This is a genomic window from Cetobacterium sp. 2A (genome assembly GCF_014250685.1).
Classification (GTDB): domain Bacteria; phylum Fusobacteriota; class Fusobacteriia; order Fusobacteriales; family Fusobacteriaceae; genus Cetobacterium.
Genome location: NZ_JACFAJ010000009.1, coordinates 37,641 through 54,875 on the forward strand (window position 1 = coordinate 37,641; position 17,235 = coordinate 54,875).

At 34.3% G+C, this 17,235-nt stretch carries 12 protein-coding genes, 3 tRNA genes and 3 rRNA genes; 7 read left to right on the forward strand and 11 right to left on the reverse strand.

Annotation, left to right across the window (positions count from 1 at the left end; translation table 11 throughout):
• The first annotated feature begins 57 nt into the window (after positions 1-57).
• Together H3N56_RS10635 and H3N56_RS10640 are read left to right on the forward strand one after the other, a co-directional pair.
• Positions 58-1,014, forward strand: a complete 957-nt coding sequence (locus H3N56_RS10635) for a Gfo/Idh/MocA family protein (protein WP_185881178.1) — start codon at positions 58-60, stop codon at positions 1,012-1,014.
• 90 nt (positions 1,015-1,104) lie between these two features.
• A complete protein-coding gene (locus H3N56_RS10640) occupies positions 1,105-1,284 on the forward strand; it encodes a hypothetical protein (protein WP_185881179.1) in 180 nt (59 codons plus the stop codon).
• Between the two features lie 61 nt (positions 1,285-1,345).
• On the opposite strand, the gene H3N56_RS10645 is transcribed toward H3N56_RS10640, so the two are convergent.
• Both H3N56_RS10645 and H3N56_RS10650 read right to left on the reverse strand, forming a co-directional pair.
• Positions 1,346-3,010 (reverse strand): formate--tetrahydrofolate ligase, encoded by a 1,665-nt coding sequence (locus H3N56_RS10645; RefSeq protein WP_185880185.1) that lies wholly within the window; start codon positions 3,008-3,010, stop codon positions 1,346-1,348.
• Between the two features lie 12 nt (positions 3,011-3,022).
• Positions 3,023-5,047, reverse strand: coding sequence for a urocanate hydratase (locus H3N56_RS10650; RefSeq protein WP_185881180.1), 2,025 nt, complete (start codon positions 5,045-5,047; stop codon positions 3,023-3,025).
• A gap of 239 nt (positions 5,048-5,286) precedes the next feature.
• Here H3N56_RS10650 and H3N56_RS10655 point away from each other — a divergent pair, with 239 nt between their 5' ends.
• Both H3N56_RS10655 and H3N56_RS10660 read left to right on the forward strand, forming a co-directional pair.
• On the forward strand, positions 5,287-6,423 hold the full coding sequence (locus H3N56_RS10655) for an ROK family protein (protein ID WP_185881181.1): 1,137 nt from the start codon (positions 5,287-5,289) through the stop codon (positions 6,421-6,423).
• A 12-nt stretch (positions 6,424-6,435) separates the two neighbouring features.
• On the forward strand, positions 6,436-7,026 hold the full coding sequence (locus H3N56_RS10660) for a YdcF family protein (protein WP_185881182.1): 591 nt from the start codon (positions 6,436-6,438) through the stop codon (positions 7,024-7,026).
• Positions 7,027-7,049: 23 nt separating this feature from the next.
• Here H3N56_RS10660 and H3N56_RS10665 read toward each other — a convergent pair whose 3' ends face one another.
• The 7 genes from H3N56_RS10665 to H3N56_RS10695 all read right to left on the reverse strand — a co-directional run bounded on the left by H3N56_RS10665 (position 7,050) and on the right by H3N56_RS10695 (position 12,741).
• A complete protein-coding gene (locus H3N56_RS10665) occupies positions 7,050-7,637 on the reverse strand; it encodes a hypothetical protein (protein ID WP_185881183.1) in 588 nt (195 codons plus the stop codon).
• 108 nt (positions 7,638-7,745) lie between these two features.
• Positions 7,746-7,821: transfer RNA gene (locus tag H3N56_RS10670), tRNA-Asn, on the reverse strand.
• 10 nt (positions 7,822-7,831) lie between these two features.
• Positions 7,832-7,948 (reverse strand): 5S ribosomal RNA (rrf, locus tag H3N56_RS10675).
• Positions 7,949-8,000: 52 nt separating this feature from the next.
• A 23S ribosomal RNA gene (locus tag H3N56_RS10680) occupies positions 8,001-10,914 on the reverse strand.
• 111 nt (positions 10,915-11,025) lie between these two features.
• A tRNA-Ala gene (locus H3N56_RS10685) sits at positions 11,026-11,101 on the reverse strand.
• 3 nt (positions 11,102-11,104) lie between these two features.
• A tRNA-Ile gene (locus H3N56_RS10690) sits at positions 11,105-11,181 on the reverse strand.
• Between the two features lie 46 nt (positions 11,182-11,227).
• Positions 11,228-12,741, reverse strand: a 16S ribosomal RNA gene (locus H3N56_RS10695).
• The 16S, 23S and 5S rRNA genes sit together here with 3 tRNA genes alongside, the layout of an rRNA operon.
• A 278-nt stretch (positions 12,742-13,019) precedes the next feature.
• Between H3N56_RS10695 and coaBC the strand changes: the two genes are divergently transcribed.
• Positions 13,020-14,210 (forward strand): bifunctional phosphopantothenoylcysteine decarboxylase/phosphopantothenate--cysteine ligase CoaBC, encoded by a 1,191-nt coding sequence (gene coaBC / locus H3N56_RS10700; protein WP_185881184.1) that lies wholly within the window; start codon positions 13,020-13,022, stop codon positions 14,208-14,210.
• A 23-nt stretch (positions 14,211-14,233) separates the two neighbouring features.
• Here coaBC and H3N56_RS10705 read toward each other — a convergent pair whose 3' ends face one another.
• Positions 14,234-14,635 (reverse strand): META domain-containing protein, encoded by a 402-nt coding sequence (locus H3N56_RS10705; protein WP_185881185.1) that lies wholly within the window; start codon positions 14,633-14,635, stop codon positions 14,234-14,236.
• Positions 14,636-14,646: 11 nt separating this feature from the next.
• Positions 14,647-15,519 carry a prolipoprotein diacylglyceryl transferase gene (lgt, locus tag H3N56_RS10710; protein ID WP_185881186.1) on the reverse strand — a complete coding sequence of 291 codons (873 nt, stop codon included), beginning with the start codon at positions 15,517-15,519 and terminating at the stop codon, positions 14,647-14,649.
• Positions 15,520-15,709: 190 nt separating this feature from the next.
• Between lgt and H3N56_RS10715 the strand changes: the two genes are divergently transcribed.
• Together H3N56_RS10715 and H3N56_RS10720 are read left to right on the forward strand one after the other, a co-directional pair.
• Positions 15,710-16,921 carry an FprA family A-type flavoprotein gene (locus H3N56_RS10715; protein WP_185881187.1) on the forward strand — a complete coding sequence of 404 codons (1,212 nt, stop codon included), beginning with the start codon at positions 15,710-15,712 and terminating at the stop codon, positions 16,919-16,921.
• A 60-nt stretch (positions 16,922-16,981) separates the two neighbouring features.
• Positions 16,982-17,224: a YhdT family protein gene (locus H3N56_RS10720; RefSeq protein ID WP_185881188.1), complete on the forward strand. Its 243-nt coding sequence runs from the start codon at positions 16,982-16,984 to the stop codon at positions 17,222-17,224.
• Positions 17,225-17,235: the final 11 nt, after the last annotated feature.

Here is a 17,235-nt window from a genome sequence, read left to right on the forward strand (position 1 = left end):
ATAATTATAATTTATATGGTAATAATTAATTGCAACTCATAAATCCGGAGGTAAAATATGATAAGAATAGGAATAATTGGAACTAGCAAAATAAGTCATCAGTTTATTGAAGCTGTTCAAATGATGGAAGATTGTAAAATAGAAGCTATCTATTCCAGAAGCTTAGAAAAAGGAAAAAAATTCGGAGAAAAATATAATATTGAACATTACTATACTTCTCTAGATGAAATGGCTAATTCTGATTCAATAGACATGGTATATATTGCAAGTCCTAATTCTTTACATGCTAATCAAGCAATTCTTATGATGAAAGGAAAAAAACATGTTCTTTGTGAAAAACCTCTAGCTACAACAGCTAAGGATGTAAATAGAATGTATAAAGCATCAAAAGATAACGGTGTCACTTTAATGGAAGCCATGAAAACAACTCTAACTCCAAATTTCTTTTCTATCAAAAAAAATCTACATAAAATTGGAAAAATTAGAGCTTTTACAGGGAACTTTTGTCAATATTCTTCAAGATATGATGATTTAAAGGGAGGAAAATTAACTAATATTTTTAATCCAGAGTTTGGAGGTGGATCAGCACTAGATATTGGTATTTATCCTTTATACTTCTGTATTTCTCTATTTGGACAACCTAATGATACCTATTCTGCAAATATTAAATTAAGCTCTGGGGTTGAAGGTTTAGGAACAATTGTTTTAAAGTATGATGACATGATTGCTACTGTTATGCATTCAAAAATTACTCAAAGTTTTATTCCAAATGAAATTCAAGGAGAACTTGGTAGCATAGTTATTAATAGTATTTCAAATCTACGTGAAGTATCAATTCACTATTTAGATGGAAATATTGAAGATATAAGTATCGAACAGTCTGAAAATAGTATGGTTTATGAATTAGGAGAATTCATAAATCTAATTGAAAATAAAAAGCTAGAATCAGATATAAATAGTTTTGAAACCTCAAAAAAAGTTATTGAAATACTTGAAAAATCAAGAATTAAATAATTTTGTTAAATACTAAAAGGAAAAACTCACTTTATAAAGTAAAAATAAGCAATAATGAATATAAAGTAAACATAAAGTGGGAGTGATTTTATGACTGATTATGAAAGAATTAAAAATGAGATGGAAACTATTGTATCAAAAAAAAAATCTACAATCATAAAAAATACCTCTTACTCAAATAAAAATTATAAAACTACAAATTATCTAAGTTTATTTAAAACAATTATTAAAAAAATAAAAATTTTTTTTAACGGTCATCTTTATCGGTAGCTATTTTATTTACAATATAAAAGGGATTTTAGAGTTATTCACTCTAGAATCCCTTTGTTTTTTAAAATAATCCTGAGATTACTCCATTTTCATCTATATCTATAAGCTCTGCCGCTGGAACTTTTGGTAATCCTGGCATATCTATTATTCCACCTGCCATAGCTATAATAAACCCTGCTCCTGCTGCTAGTTTTATCTCATCTATCTTTACAGTGAAATTAGATGGTCTTCCTATCAGTGCTGGATTGTCTGAAATTGACTTTTGTGTCTTTGACATACAAATTGGCAACTCACCATATCCCATTGTCTCTAGTTTTGATATCATCTTTGAAGCTGGACCTGAGAATGTAACCGCGTCTGCTCCGTATATATCTTTACATATTTTCTCTATCTTTTCTTTAATTGGCATCTCAAGTTCATACAGAGGCTTATAGTTATCTACTCCGCTCTCTATTTTTTCTAAAACAAGTTTTGCAAGTTCTTCTCCACCTTCTCCACCTTTTGCCCAAACATCACACAGGGCAACTGGCGCACCTAAACTTTCGCAATGTTTTGTTATCATTTCTATTTCAGCTGGAGTATCTGTTGTAAATTTATTTATAGCTACAACAACAGGAAGTCCAAATTTATTCATATTTTCAATATGTTTATCTAAGTTAGCAAGTCCCTTATTTAAAGCTTCTAGGTTTTCAACATTTAAATCTTTTGTTCCACCGTGATGCTTTAGAGCTCTAACTGTTGCAACTATTACTACACAATTTGGAGTTAAATTTCCCAGTCTACATTTAATATCTAAAAACTTTTCTGCTCCTAAGTCAGCCGCAAATCCAGCTTCAGTGACAGCATAATCTGAAAGTTTTAAAGCTAATTTAGTAGCTAGAATCGAATTACATCCATGTGCTATATTAGCAAATGGTCCACCATGAATAAGTACCGGTGTATTTTCTAATGTTTGAACTAAGTTTGGCTTTATAGCTTCTTTTAATAGAGCAGTAACTGCCCCAGATATTTTAAGATCTTTTATTCTAAGAGCCTCATCTGAATAACTATATCCAAATACCATATCTCCAATTTTTTCTTTCAATTCAGAAAGTGAATTTGAAAGACAAAGTGTTGCCATAATTTCAGAAGCAACTGTTATTTGGAATGAATCCTGTCTTGGATAACCATTCGCTTTTCCGCCAAGTCCAATAACAATATTTCTAAGATTTCTATCGTTCATATCCATTACTCTTTTCCAAGTAATTTTAGTAACATCTATACCTAATTTATTTCCCTGAGTTATATGATTATCAATACAAGCTGATACAAGATTATGTGCAACTCCAATAGCATGGAAATCTCCTGTGAAATGAAGATTTATGTCTTCCATAGGAACAACTTGAGAATATCCACCTCCAGTAGCTCCTCCTTTCATTCCAAATACAGGACCTAAAGAAGGTTCTCTTAAAGCTGCGATAGATTTTTTACCTAATCTATTTAGAGCTTGAGTAAGACCTACAGTAACAGTAGATTTTCCCTCTCCTGCTGGTGTAGGAGTAATTGCTGTAACAAGAATAAGCTTTCCATCCTTTTTATCATTAAGTTTTTGTAATAGAGAAAGATTCAATTTGGCTTTATATTTTCCGTAAACTTCAAAATCATCATCCTCAAGGTTCAATTTTTTTGCTACATCTACAATTTTTAATAATTTCGATTCTTGAGCTATTTGAATATCTGTTTTCATAAAATCCCCCTATTATTTTTTTGTATAGATTAAACTATTAATATATTCATCGTCTGCTATATAAGGTAAAGTAATATGATCGGTCTCTCTGTTATTATTATTGAATTCGATAGATGTATTGATAGAATTTATATTTCTAGCCCATGCTCTTCTAGCAACTCCACCCATTACATCCCAAGGCATAGCTTGTTTTAAAATTTCATCTACTCTTTCACTTCCATCAAGTACCATTCCAAATCCGCCATTAATAGATTTTCCAATTCCAACTCCACCACCATTATGTAAAGCAATCATTGTCATTCCACGGGCTGCATTTCCAGCAAAACATTGAGTTGCCATATCTGCCATAATATTACTTCCATCTTTTATATTTGAAGTTTCTCTAAAAGGAGAATCTGTACCAGATACATCATGATGGTCACGCCCTAACATAACAGGACCAATTTCCCCATTACGTACCATTTCATTAAATTTAAGAGCTATAGCAGTTCTACTCATTGCATCTTGATAAAATATTCTGGCCTGAGTTCCAACAACCAAACCATTTATATCGGCATCTTTAATCCACATATAATTATCTCTATCTTGATATCTTCTATTTGGATTAACCAAATCAAGAGCAGCCTTGTCAGTTTTTAATAAATCTTCTTTTTTTCCTGATAGACAAACCCATCTAAAAGGTCCATATCCATAGTCAAAAAGTTCGGGTCCTAAAATATCTTCTACATATGATGGAAATATAAATCCACCTTTATCATCTCTTCCATTTTTAGATATTTCTTTAATTCCTATATCATATAATGATTTTAAAAAACTATTTCCATAGTCAAAGAAATAAGTCTTCTTGTCTACAAGATTTTTAATTACATTATAATGTCTTCTTAAAGTTTCATCTACAAGTCTATTAAAAGTGACTCTATCTTCTGCTAAAAGTCTTGTTCTTTCTTCAAAAGTTATTCCAGCAGGACAGTATCCTCCATCATATACTGCATGGCAAGATGTTTGATCTGAAAGTAAATCTATCTTTTGATTTGTTTTGTCAGCATATTCTAATAAATCAACTATATTTCCATGATACGCAATAGCAAATGGAATTTTTTGTTCCTGTTTCTCTTTAGCTAATTTAAAAGCTTCCTCAGGAGTATTAGCAATTTTATTTATCCATCCTTGTTCAAGTCTAGTGTGAATTCTTGATAGGTCAACTTCGGCTATTATAGATACTCCTTTTGCAATAACAGTTGCCTTTCCTTGAGCTCCACTCATTCCTCCTAATCCAGATGTAACAAATAATTTTCCAGATAAGTCTCCGTCTTCAGGTACTCCACAAAATAATCTTCCAGCATTTAAAATTGTAGAATATGTTCCGTGAACAATTCCTTGCGGACCTATATACATCCATCCACCTGCTGTCATTTGACCATAATTTGCTACTCCTAAAGCTGCTGCTCTTGCCCAGTTATCATAATCATCAAAGCCTCCAATCATCAAAGCATTTGTAATAATTACTCTCGGAGCTGACGGTTTTGATTTAAACAATCCAGTAGGATGACCAGAAGCAACAACTAGAGTTTGATTATCATTCATATTCTCTAAATATTTTTTTATAAGTCTATACTGCATCCAGTTTTGACAAACTTGTCCAGTTTCACCATAAGTAACAAGTTCATATGGATATAAAGCAATATCGAAATCTAAATTATTGTCTATCATTACCTGAACAGCTTTAGCATCTGTACATTTCCCTTCATACTCAAATATTGGTTTCCCATATATGTTTCCTTTTGGACGAAATCTAAACCCATAAATCCTTCCATGATTTTGAAGTTCTTCTAAAAATTCAGGAGCTAATTCATGATGAAACTCTTCTGGAATATATCTTAAAGCATTTTTCAAAGCTAGAACTACCTCATCATCTTCTAAATGAACAACTCTTTTTGGAGCTCTTCTTATTTTAGGATCAAATTTAAGAGACTCTTTTGGAATATCAGATGCTTCAAGTTTAATTGACATCGAATCATAAATTTCTTTATTTATCATTTTTTAAATCCTCCTAGTTTATAAAATTATCAAAATCATTTTAAGAATACTCAATTTTAAAATTTTGATTTTCTAATTTACTTATTACAATTAAATCTAACTATTTTCAAATATATATATTAAATGATTGCTATTACTATATATTTAAATATTGACACACAAATAAACAAAGGGTAATATTTCCCTATAATCATTATTAAAGTATTTTAATAATAAAATAATTTAAGGAGAGCATAAATATGTATCAAAAAAAAATTAAAGAAAGTAATGAAAAAAAAATTTTTAATTATATATATAAAAAAGAGGAGGACTTAAACGCTGTAGATATATCAAACACTTTAAATATAAGTTTTCCAACTGTTAAAAATGTTTTAGAAAAATATTTAAAAGATAACATAATAAATAAAAGTCTTAAAATTGGTGGTAAATCCGGTAGAAAAGCCCAAAATTATTCTTTAAATAAAAATTTTTGTTACTCAATAGGCGTGGTAATAAATATGAAGAAAATTCATATTATTTTAACTAATGAAAAAGGAATAAATATAAAAGAAACTTGTATTAAGGAAACTTTCAATATAGATACTCTCACACTAAGATTATTTGAAGAACTAGAAGAATTTATAGGATCAATTTCTAAAGAAATAATTCCAAAAATTATTGGAATTGGGATTTCTATTCCTGGTGTTTTAGATACAATTAATAAAAAAATTGAAATAGGAATACGTCTTAAATTAGATTTCTCAATTATTGAATCTATTGAAGAAAAATTTAAAATGAAAGTTTTCATAGAAAACGAGTCTAATTTAGTAGCAATCGTTGAAAAGTTTATGGGGATTGGAGAAAAGTGTGAAGATTTTATAGTTTTAACTATACAAGAAACTATTGGAATTGGAATTTTTAATCAAGAAAATTATTATGAGGGCTTTCATTTTAAAGCTGGAAGAGTTGCACATATGACAATTGATATGAACGGAGAAGAGTGTGAATGTGGTGATAGTGGATGTTGGGGCAAATATATCTCTGATGATATTTTATTACAAAAGTTTAAAAATAAGTTTCCTTTAATTAAAAAATATGACGATATTTTTTTAAGTGAATATCTAGAATCAAAACAAGGAAATGAAATAATTGAAAATTATATAAAATATTTAGCTAGAGGAATTAAAAATTTAATCTTTTTTTCAAATCCAGAAAAATTAATAATCAGTGGTAAAATTTGTAAGCATAATCATATCATTAAAGATAAACTATTAAACTGTATCTACAATGATAATATTTTTTTGAGAGGAAAAGAAACAATTCAATTTTCAGAATTTGAGCAATGCCCAAATTCTATTGGAGCTGCAATGCTTCCAATTGTAGACACTCTATTTTAAGAGGAGTTAGTCATGAAAATAAAAAATAATATTGTAGGATTTTTTATACTTTTTTTTATACTTCCTTTTATATTGATTGAAACATTTATAATACATGATATCTACAAATATTCTAAAAGACACAAAGAGGAAGATTATATTATAATACTTGGAGCAAAATTAAATAATTTTGAACCTAGTCAAGTTTTAAAACATCGTTTAGATACAGCTATCAATTATACACATAAATACCCAAATGTTAAAATAATTGTTTCGGGTGGAAAAAATTATAATGAAAAGATATCAGAAGCAGAAGTTATGAGAAACTACCTTATAAAAAACAATATAAAAAAAGAACAAATTATTTTAGAAAATAAATCAACATCGACATATGAAAATCTAAAATTTTCTTTTAAATTAATAAAAAAAAATAGTAGAGTAGCAGTTGTTTCAAATGATTATCATATTTTTAGAAGTAAATTAATTGCAAATTTTTTAGAAGTTCCAATTGATGGAATATATACTAAAACTTATTCCAACAAATTTTATTCTTCATTAATAAAAGAATATTTTAAAATTATTCACGAAATAACTAGATATTTATTAAAAAAAGAGTACAACTGATTATAATCAGTTATACTCTTTTTTCATTCTACATAAGATAAGATTCCTAAATCTATACCTTCTTTTATATATTTAAAATTGTTTATTATATAATAAATATCATCTTCTGATTCATCTTCTAATGTACATAGCTCTTTTAAAGTAAGAGGTCCTCTTATTTTAATTTCTACAGCATATCTTACGTAAGCTGGAATATCCTCTTCACAACAAAAATCTGGAATTACTTGAATATCTTCATCTTCTACCAATATATTCAATTTATCGCCAGCTATGAAGTCAATTTTCTTATTTTTATTTATTAAATATTCTTCTTCTATTTCAGTTCTAATAACATCTAAATCCAATGCATAAATAGACTGTTCCATAGTTTCATCTAATCCCTCTTCTAAAAAACTATCCTCAAGTACTATTCCTTTATTCACCAATTTATCAACCATATTCTCAGTAATCTCATCATCTAAAATTGTAATTCTATCCTCAATTTCTTCCATTGTAAACCAGTATGGATTCCCATCATTATATAAAGCTAAAAGTATTGGAAGTTCTGTATTTAATTCTATATCATTTTTTAATAAATCAAACTGGCTCAATCCTCCGATATACGGTCCCATTAAAACTCCTCCTATTTTATTATAATATTGTATGATAATTTATTATATACTATATTTATAAAAATAAATCAAAGTTTTTATATATTATTTTTCCAAAAAATAAAAAAATGGCGCTTCTTGCTGGGCTCGAACCAGCGACAACACGATTAACAGTCGTGTGCTCTACCAACTGAGCTAAAGAAGCACTTTTTTAAGATTGGCAACTACTTATCCTCCCAGGGGGCTGCCCCCCAAGTACTTTCAGCGTGTATGAGCTTAACTTCCAGGTTCGAAATGTTACTGGGTGTACCCTCATAGCTATCGTTGCCAATCAATATTCAAATGTCTTTGAACACTTGAAACTATATAGTAGTTGAGATTTATTAGGTTAAAACTTCGACATATTAGTATTGGTCAGCTAAAAGTATCGCTACTCTTACACCCCCAACCTATCAACCTCCTAGTCTCGAAGGTGTCTTAAAGAATACTTATCTTGAAGTCAGTTTCCCGCTTAGATGCTTTCAGCGGTTATCTGTTCCAAACGTGACTACCCAGCTGTGCCACTGGCGTGACAACTGGTACATCAGAGGTTTGTCCATCCCGGTCCTCTCGTACTAAGGACAGATCTTCTCAATATTCTAACGCCTACAGTGGATAGGGACCGAACTGTCTCACGACGTTCTGAACCCAGCTCACGTACCGCTTTAATGGGCGAACAGCCCAACCCTTGGGACCTTCTCCAGCCCCAGGATGCGATGAGCCGACATCGAGGTGCCAAACTCTACCGTCGATATGGACTCTCGGGTAGAATCAGCCTGTTATCCCCAGGGTAGCTTTTATCCGTTGAGCGACGACCCTTCCATTCGGAATCGCCGGATCACTATGTCCTGCTTTCGCACCTGCTCGACCCGTCAGTCTCGCAGTTAAGCTCCCTTCTGCCATTGCACTCTCCGGTTGATTTCCATCCAACCTGAGGGAACCTTTGAACGCCTCCGTTACTCTTTCGGAGGCGACCGCCCCAGTCAAACTGCCCACCTAGCACTGTCTCCGAGGGTACAAACCTCAGATTAGAATTTCGATGTAGTATGGTTGGTATTCCACCGTTGACTCCGCGTAATCTAGCGACCACGCATCATAGTCTCCCAACTATCCTATACATACGACACCAAAACCCAATACCAAGCTACAGTAAAGCTCCATGGGGTCTTTCCGTCCTACTGCAGGTAATCGGTATCTTCACCGATAATACAATTTCACCAGGCCTCCCGTCAAGACAGCTCTCAGATCGTTACACCATTCGTGCAGGTCGGAACTTACCCGACAAGGAATTTCGCTACCTTAGGACCGTTATAGTTACGGCCGCCGTTCACCGGGGCTTCAATTCGGAGCTCTCACTCCTCCTCTTAACCTTCCGGCACTGGGCAGGTGTCAGCCCATATACATCGCCTTACAGCTTAGCATAGACCTGTGTTTTTGTTAAACAGTCGCCTGAGACTCTTCACTGCGGCCTCTCACAGCTTTGCGACGCGTGTTCGCTGACCATGAAAGGCACCCCTTCTCCCGAAGTTACGGGGCAATTTTGCAGAGTTCCTTAACGAGAGTTAGCCTGTCCGCCTTAGATTTCTCATCCTGACCACCTGTGTCGGTTTGGGGTACGGGCACTAATATCTTTAAACGCTTAGAAGCTTTTCTCGGCAGTGTGGTATTTGCACCTTCATCTTACGACTCCGTATCACGCCTCAGATCTAGTCTCGCGGATTTTCCTACGAGACCACCCTACACGCTTACACTGGCACTTCCGTTCGCCAGCGTGCATAACCTCCTGCGTCCCTCCATCACTCAATATCAGTGGCACAGAAATATTAATCTGTTTTCCATTCGCCTACGCATTATAGCCTCGGCTTAGGACCCGGCTTACCCAGGGAAGACAAACTTTACCCTGGAACCCTTGGTCTTCCGGCGTGGGAGATTCTCGCTCCCATTCTCGCTACTTATTCCTGCATTCTCACTTCTGATACCTCCAGAGTCGCTTACGCTTCTCCTTCAACGGCCTACAGAACGCTCTCCTACCAATTGCTTACGCAATTCCACAGCTTCGGTTTATAACTTAGCCCCGTTACATTGTCGGCGCAGAGACTCTCGACCAGTGAGCTATTACGCACTCTTTAAAGGTATGGCTGCTTCTAAGCCAACCTCCTGGTTGTTTGTGAATCTCCACCTCCTTTCCCACTTAGTTATAATTAGGGACCTTAGCTGGTGGTCTGGGTTGTTTCCCTTTTGACCATGGAAGTTAATTCCCATAGTCTCACTCCTGAGCTCTTAAATTATGGTATTCGGAGTTTGATTGATTTCGGTAAGCAATATGCCCCCTAGATCATTCAGTGCTCTACCCCCATAATTGAACACTCAAGGCTGCACCTAAATGCATTTCGGAGAGAACGAGCTATCTCCTGGTTCGATTGGCTTTTCACCCCTAAACCTACCTCATCTCCCAACTTTTCAACGGCGGTGAGTTCGGGCCTCCACTGTGTCTTACCACAGCTTCACCCTGGACAGGCTTAGATCACCAGGTTTCGCGTCTACGTCCAGCGACTATGTCGCCCTATTCAGACTCGGTTTCCCTTCGGCTCCGTTAAACTTAACCTTGCCACTGAACGTAACTCGCAGGATCATTCTCCAAAAGGCACGCCATCACCCCGAAGGGCTCTGACCGCTTGTAAGCACATGATTTCAGGTTCTATTTCACTCCCCTCCCGGGGTTCTTTTCACCTTTCCCTCACGGTACTATGCGCTATCGGTTAGTAAGAGTATTTAGCCTTACGAGATATGGTCCTCGCTGATTCACACAGAATTCCTCGTGTTCCGTGCTACTTGGGATTAGTTACGCATTTGAAACAGGTTACCTGTACGGGGCTATCACCCTCTACGGCGAACTTTTCCAAGTTCTTCCAGTTCGGTGTTTCAAAATGCTGAAAGCTTTACAGACTTTCTAGAGACTATCCCGCTACCCCATATACACAACGGCTGTAACCTTGACATGTATATGGTTTAGGCTCACCCCCGTTCGCTCGCCGCTACTTAGGGGATCGTTTTTACTTTCTTTTCCTCGCGTTACTTAGATGTTTCAGTTCACGCGGTTCCCTCTTTCGTGCTAAGACTCCATCTTAGCAGATTTCTCCATTCGGAAATCCTAGAATCAATGTTCGATTGCAACTCCTCTAGGCTTATCGCAGCTTACCACGTCCTTCATCGGCTCTTACTACCAAGGCATCCTTCATGTGCCCTTAATATCTTAACCTATTTTTATTTGACAGACTAACTACTCAAAGATTATTTGAATTGTTAGTTATTTGTTAATTATTCTCTCAATATCTACTATATAGTTTCCAATGTCCAAAATGATAATGTATGGTGGAGATAAGCGGAGTCGAACCGCTGACCTACGCAGTGCAAGTGCGTTGCTCTCCCAACTGAGCTATATCCCCGTATGGTGCGTTTGAGTGGACTCGAACCACCGACCTCACGCTTATCAGGCGTGTGCTCTAACCACCTGAGCTACAAACGCATCGAAGAACACTATCAATCGAATAGAGAAGATGTTGTCTCCTTAGAAAGGAGGTGATCCATCCGCACGTTCCCGTACGGATACCTTGTTACGACTTCACCCCAATCGCTAATCACACCTTAGGAACATCCCTCCCTTACGGGTTAGGCCTGCCACTTCAGGTGCAACCAACTCTCGTGGTGTGACGGGCGGTGTGTACAAGACCCGAGAACGTATTCACCGCAACATAGCTGATTTGCGATTACTAGCGATTCCAACTTCATGTACTCGAGTTGCAGAGTACAATCCGAACTAAGAACAGCTTTAAGAGATTAGCTCACCCTCGCGGGTTGGCGACTCTCTGTACTGCCCATTGTAGCACGTGTGTAGCCCAGCGTATAAGGGGCATGATGACTTGACGTCATCCCCACCTTCCTCCTGCTCGTCGCAGGCAGTATCGCATGAGTGCTCAACTTAATGGTAGCAACATACAAAAGGGGTTGCGCTCGTTGCGGGACTTAACCCAACATCTCACGACACGAGCTGACGACAGCCATGCACCACCTGTCACCAAGTTCCGGCAAGCCGGCACATCTCCATCTCTGGAAACTTCTTGGGATGTCAAACGCTGGTAAGGTTCCTCGCGTTGCGTCGAATTAAACCACATGCTCCACCGCTTGTGCGGGTCCCCGTCAATTCCTTTGAGTTTCATACTTGCGTACGTACTCCCCAGGCGGATCACTTATCGCGTTAGCTTGGGCGCTGAGGTTCGACCCCCAACACCTAGTGATCATCGTTTACGGCGTGGACTACCAGGGTATCTAATCCTGTTTGCTCCCCACGCTTTCGCGCTTCAGCGTCAGTATCTGTCCAGTGAGCTGACTTCTCTATCGGCATTCCTACAAATATCTACGAATTTCACCTCTACACTTGTAGTTCCGCCCACCTCTCCAGTACTCTAGACTAGCAGTTTCCAACGCAATACGGAGTTGAGCCCCGCATTTTAACATCAGACTTACTAATCCGCCTAGACGCGCTTTACGCCCAATAAATCCGGATAACGCTTGCGACATACGTATTACCGCGGCTGCTGGCACGTATTTAGCCGTCGCTTCTTCTGTTGGTACCGTCATTTTTTTCTTCCCAACTGAAAGCACTTTACGATCCTAAAACCTTCATCGTGCACACAGAATTGCTGGATCAGGCTTGTGGCCCATTGTCCAATATTCCCCACTGCTGCCTCCCGTAGGAGTAAGGGCCGTGTCTCAGTCCCCTTGTGGCCGTTCACCCTCTCAGGCCGGCTATCCATCGTCGCCTTGGTGGGCCATTACCCCACCAACTAGCTAATGGAACGCAAAGTTCTCTTCTAGCGCATATAGCTTTCATAAGAATCCCATGCGAGAAACTCATAATATCCGGTATTAGCTGTCGTTTCCAACAGTTGTCCCAGACTAAAAGGCAAATTCTTTACGCGTTACTCACCCGTCCGCCACTTTCCATTCCGAAGAACTTCAAGTCGACTTGCATGTGTTAAGCATTCTGTCAGCGTTCATCCTGAGCCAGGATCAAACTCTTCATTCAAATATATTTTTAAAGTCTTACGACTTAATGTACACCATTTAATGGTTGTTATTGCATAACTTTTGACTATCTTCTCTATTCGGTTGCTAATGTCCTTATATGTTTTTTCCGTTCCGGCATTTCCTGCTGGACAAATATAATAGTATCATAAAGATAAATATCTGTCAACACGTTTTTTTATTTTTTTCAAATACTTTTAATTTGAACTTTTATCAAAAATAATTTATAATTAATCCAAATAAATAATAAAAACTAATTTTATAGTTGGAGGACAAAAAATGAAAAATATTTTACTTGGTGTTACAGGTGGAATAGCGGCTTATAAATCAGCAAATATTGTATCTATTTTAAAAAAAAGAGGTTATAACGTAAAAGTTATAATGACTGAAAGCGCTACAAATATTATAACTCCACAGACTTTAGAAACATTATCTAGAAATAATGTTATTACAGATATGTGGGAAAGAGGTCATCAAATTGATGTCGAACATATTTCTTTAGCAGATTGGGCAGATTTAATTTTAGTAGCTCCTGCCACACTTAATATTGTTGGAAAAGTTGCTAATGGAATTGCTGATGATATGCTAACAACAGTTATTTCTGCAGCTAGAAAACCTGTTTTTTTTGCTCTTGCTATGAATGTAAATATGTATAATAATCCTATATTAAAAGATAATATAAAAAAACTAGAAAGCTATGGATATAATTTTATTGAAGCTGATGAAGGATTCCTAGCATGTAATATCAACAGTAAAGGTAGATTAAAGGACGAAACAGAAATTGTTAATATTATAGAAGAAGAATTGTTTCCAAGTGATTTAAAGTTACTTTTTAAAAATAAAAAAATATTAATAACTGCAGGAAGAACTGAAGAACCGATAGATCCTGTTAGATACTTAAGTAATCGTTCAAGTGGACAAATGGGATATGGTTTAGCAGAAGCTGCTGTGAAGATGGGCGCAGATGTAACTCTTATCTCTGGACCTACAGAACTTGATATTCCAAAAGGACTTGATAATTTTATTAGAGTAAGAACTGCCGAAGAAATGTATTTAGCAACTATTGAAAAGTATTCTGAAATGGATATTGCAATTGCATGTGCTGCTGTTGCTGATTATAAACCCAAATTTTATTCAACTGAAAAAATTAAAAAATCAGATGGAGATTTAGTAATAACTTTAGATAGAAATCCAGATATATTATTAGAAATGGGTAAAAGAAAAGATAAACAATTCCTTGTTGGTTTTGCAGCAGAAACTGAAAATATTATTGAAAATGCAGTTGGAAAATTAAAAAAGAAAAATTTAAATTTAATTATTGCTAACAATGCAAATAATATGCAAAAATCAACAAATGAAATATATATAATAGATGCTTCTGAAGAAAAATTAATAATTCCTGAAAAATCTAAAAAAGAATTGGCATATGATATTTTAAAAACTATATCTAAAAAGTTAGAGAGAGCTTAAGCTCTCTCTAACTTTTTTTACAATTAATTCATGCCCTTTTTTATCTGTTTAAATTTAATTTCTTTTCCATCCTTAGTATAAAAACTTAACTTATCATCTTTTACACTGTATTTTTCAACTTCAAGCAATTCTGTTAAATAATCTTTTTCTCTCTCCATTAAATTTTCAGGTCCCATCATCAATGTCGACCCAACTTCTTTTATCTCTATTTTTTTTCCAATTTTTAAATAGCTTCCGAAATAGTTATTGACCCCAGAAAATCCATAAAATCTTCCACCATCAAATCCAATTGTTATATTTTCTGATGGATATTCATCTACTAAAATATATTCTTTTCCTCTAATCATATTATTTTCAATAGAACTATTTGAACACCCCAGAAAAACAAACATTAAAATTGATAGTACAAACCAAACCTTCTTCATGCTACCCACCCCTAACTAATTTTTTTAGATTTTTTGTTTAGTATAACTATTCCTACAACTGAAAAAATAATTAATATAACACTTATAGCGTGTGGAGCTCTTACTCCATAAATCATTAAATCTTCAGCTCTAAAGAAACTAACTAAAATCCTTATAACACTATAAATTATTATATAACTAAACATTATGACTCCGCTAGGATAATTTTTTTTTCTTAAATAAAACCAAATAAATAAAAATCCTAAAAAATTAAGTAAAGACTCATAAAGCATAGCTGGATGAAGTGCTAAATTAGGAAACTCACTTCCAGCTGGAGAATCTTTTGGAAAAACAAGCCCCCAAGGAACTAATTCTTTATAATTATTTTTTTCAGATAAAGGCAAAGTATTATAGTAACTATACCATTCATAAAACCTAGTTTTAAAACTAAATATAATATTTAGTGGAGTAAAAGTTGGTACTCCATGTACTTCTCCATTAGCAAGATTTCCAAGTCTTCCAATCGCTTGACCTAGTATTAATGGAGCTGCTGCAATGTCTCCAAGTAAAAAGAAATTGATTTTTTTTATTTTAGCGTAGATTAACGTTCCAATTATTCCACCAATTATTCCTCCATGTATAGCCATTCCACCTTTCCATACAGCCAATATATCTTCTGGATGAGAAAAATAATAACTATAATTAAATAAAACATAATACAATCTTCCGCCTAAAAGACCAGATAACATTGCAACAAAGGCATAGTCTTCAACTTGTTTTTTATTTAATCCTTTCTGTTCTCCATAATATTTAGCCAATTCGACTCCTAAAAAGAACGATATTGCATAGCATAAGCCATAATATCCTATTTGAAAATTACCTATTTTTAAAAATATTGGGTTCAAGTATATCACTCTCCTAATTTCAAATTACTAAATAAATTATACCATTCTTCTTTTTTTTAACAATTTTTTTTACATTTTTTTAGATTTTTTATTGAAAAATTTCAGATTTTAAACTATTATATGATATATTAATTTTTTATTATGCTTATTTTTGGATTGAAATGAATTTTAATTTTAAGGAGGAAAATTTATGCATTACCACGCACCTGTTACAGAAAAAGTTTTTTGGATAGGTACCAACGATAGAAAAACTGAAAGATTTGAAAATTACTTACCACTACCACAAGGTGTTGCTTACAACTCATACCTTATTAACGATGAAAAGACTTGTATTATAGATACTGTAGAGTTTTCTACTGCGGGTTTATTTATTGAAAAAATTGAAGGAATTCTAAAAGGGAAAAAATTGGATTATGTTATTGTAAACCATATGGAACCTGACCATTCTGGTGCACTTTTAGATCTTATGAAATATTATCCCGATGCTAAAATTATAGGAAATATAATAACATTAAGAATGATAAAGGCTTTTTTCCACGATTTTGATGAATCAAAATTTATTACTGTAAAAGAGGGAGACACTCTTGATTTAGGTCATCACAAATTAACTTTTGCTATGATTCCTATGGTTCACTGGCCAGAATCAATGGTGACTTACGATATAACTGACAAAATTCTTTTCTCTAATGATGCTTTTGGAAGTTTTGGAACTCTTGATGGAGGAATCTTCGATGATGAATTAAACTTTAATTTCTATGAAGACGAAATGAGAAGATACTATGCCAACATAGTTGGAAAATTCGGTCCACAAGTTAACACTGCTATAAATAAGTTGGGAGGACTTGAAATTAAATTCATCTGTCCTTCACACGGTATTCTTTGGAGAAGAGATATTAATAAAGTTATCCAACACTTCTCAAACTGGGCTAACTTTACTCCGGAAGAAGAAGGAGTAGTTATAGTTTATGGAACTATGTATGGAACAACAGCTAAAATGGCAAATGTAATTGCTAGAGAACTTTCTTGGAATGGAATTAAAAATATAAGAGTATACGATGCATCAAAAACTGATCATTCATTTATAATAAGTGATATCTGGAAATACAAGGGACTTATAATTGGATCTGCTGCACACAACAATGATGTTTATCCTCCTATTTTTACTTTATTACATAAACTAGAAAATTATGGATTGAAAAATAGATTTTTAGGTATTTTTGGTAACATGCTTTGGAGTGGTGGTGGAGTTAAGGGAATTAAAAAATTTGCTGATGCTTTACCTGGACTAGAAGTTATTGCTGAGCCTGTTGAATCCAAAGGAGAACCAACTAATGAGGATCAACATAAATTAGAAGCTATTGCTAAAGCTATGGCGGAAAGATTGATAGCAGAAAGAAACTAGTAAAAAGCACAGTGTAAAAGCTGTGCTTTTTGTATATTTAATTTTATTAAGGAGAAAAAAATGTCTGATAGAAACAAACAAATAAATAAGGAAGCTCTTATTACATTGGCTCTATATCTATTTTATTTTTGTTGGTGGTATTACTTTGCTTACCTCTATGAAGCTAAAATTGATGGAAGTTATAAGTTTATTTTTGGATTGCCATCTTGGTTTTTTTACTCTTGTATTCTAGGACTATTTATAATAAATGTTTTAGTTTTTATAATTGTAAAACTTTTTTTTAAAGATATGGACTTAGAGTAAATAGGAGGAAT

Bases quoted from the DNA above. Each gene is read 5' to 3' on its own strand.
- coaBC (WP_185881184.1), top strand. From the start codon at position 13,020: ATGAAAAATATTTTACTTGGTGTTACAGGTGGAATAGCGGCTTATAAA.
- H3N56_RS10715 (WP_185881187.1), top strand. From the start codon at position 15,710: ATGCATTACCACGCACCTGTTACAGAAAAAGTTTTTTGGATAGGTACC.
- H3N56_RS10645 (WP_185880185.1), bottom strand. From the start codon at position 3,010: ATGAAAACAGATATTCAAATAGCTCAAGAATCGAAATTATTAAAAATT.
- H3N56_RS10635 (WP_185881178.1), top strand. From the start codon at position 58: ATGATAAGAATAGGAATAATTGGAACTAGCAAAATAAGTCATCAGTTT.
- H3N56_RS10660 (WP_185881182.1), top strand. From the start codon at position 6,436: ATGAAAATAAAAAATAATATTGTAGGATTTTTTATACTTTTTTTTATA.
- H3N56_RS10705 (WP_185881185.1), bottom strand. From the start codon at position 14,635: ATGAAGAAGGTTTGGTTTGTACTATCAATTTTAATGTTTGTTTTTCTG.
- H3N56_RS10655 (WP_185881181.1), top strand. From the start codon at position 5,287: ATGTATCAAAAAAAAATTAAAGAAAGTAATGAAAAAAAAATTTTTAAT.
- H3N56_RS10665 (WP_185881183.1), bottom strand. From the start codon at position 7,637: ATGGGACCGTATATCGGAGGATTGAGCCAGTTTGATTTATTAAAAAAT.
- H3N56_RS10720 (WP_185881188.1), top strand. From the start codon at position 16,982: ATGTCTGATAGAAACAAACAAATAAATAAGGAAGCTCTTATTACATTG.
- H3N56_RS10640 (WP_185881179.1), top strand. From the start codon at position 1,105: ATGACTGATTATGAAAGAATTAAAAATGAGATGGAAACTATTGTATCA.
- H3N56_RS10650 (WP_185881180.1), bottom strand. From the start codon at position 5,047: ATGATAAATAAAGAAATTTATGATTCGATGTCAATTAAACTTGAAGCA.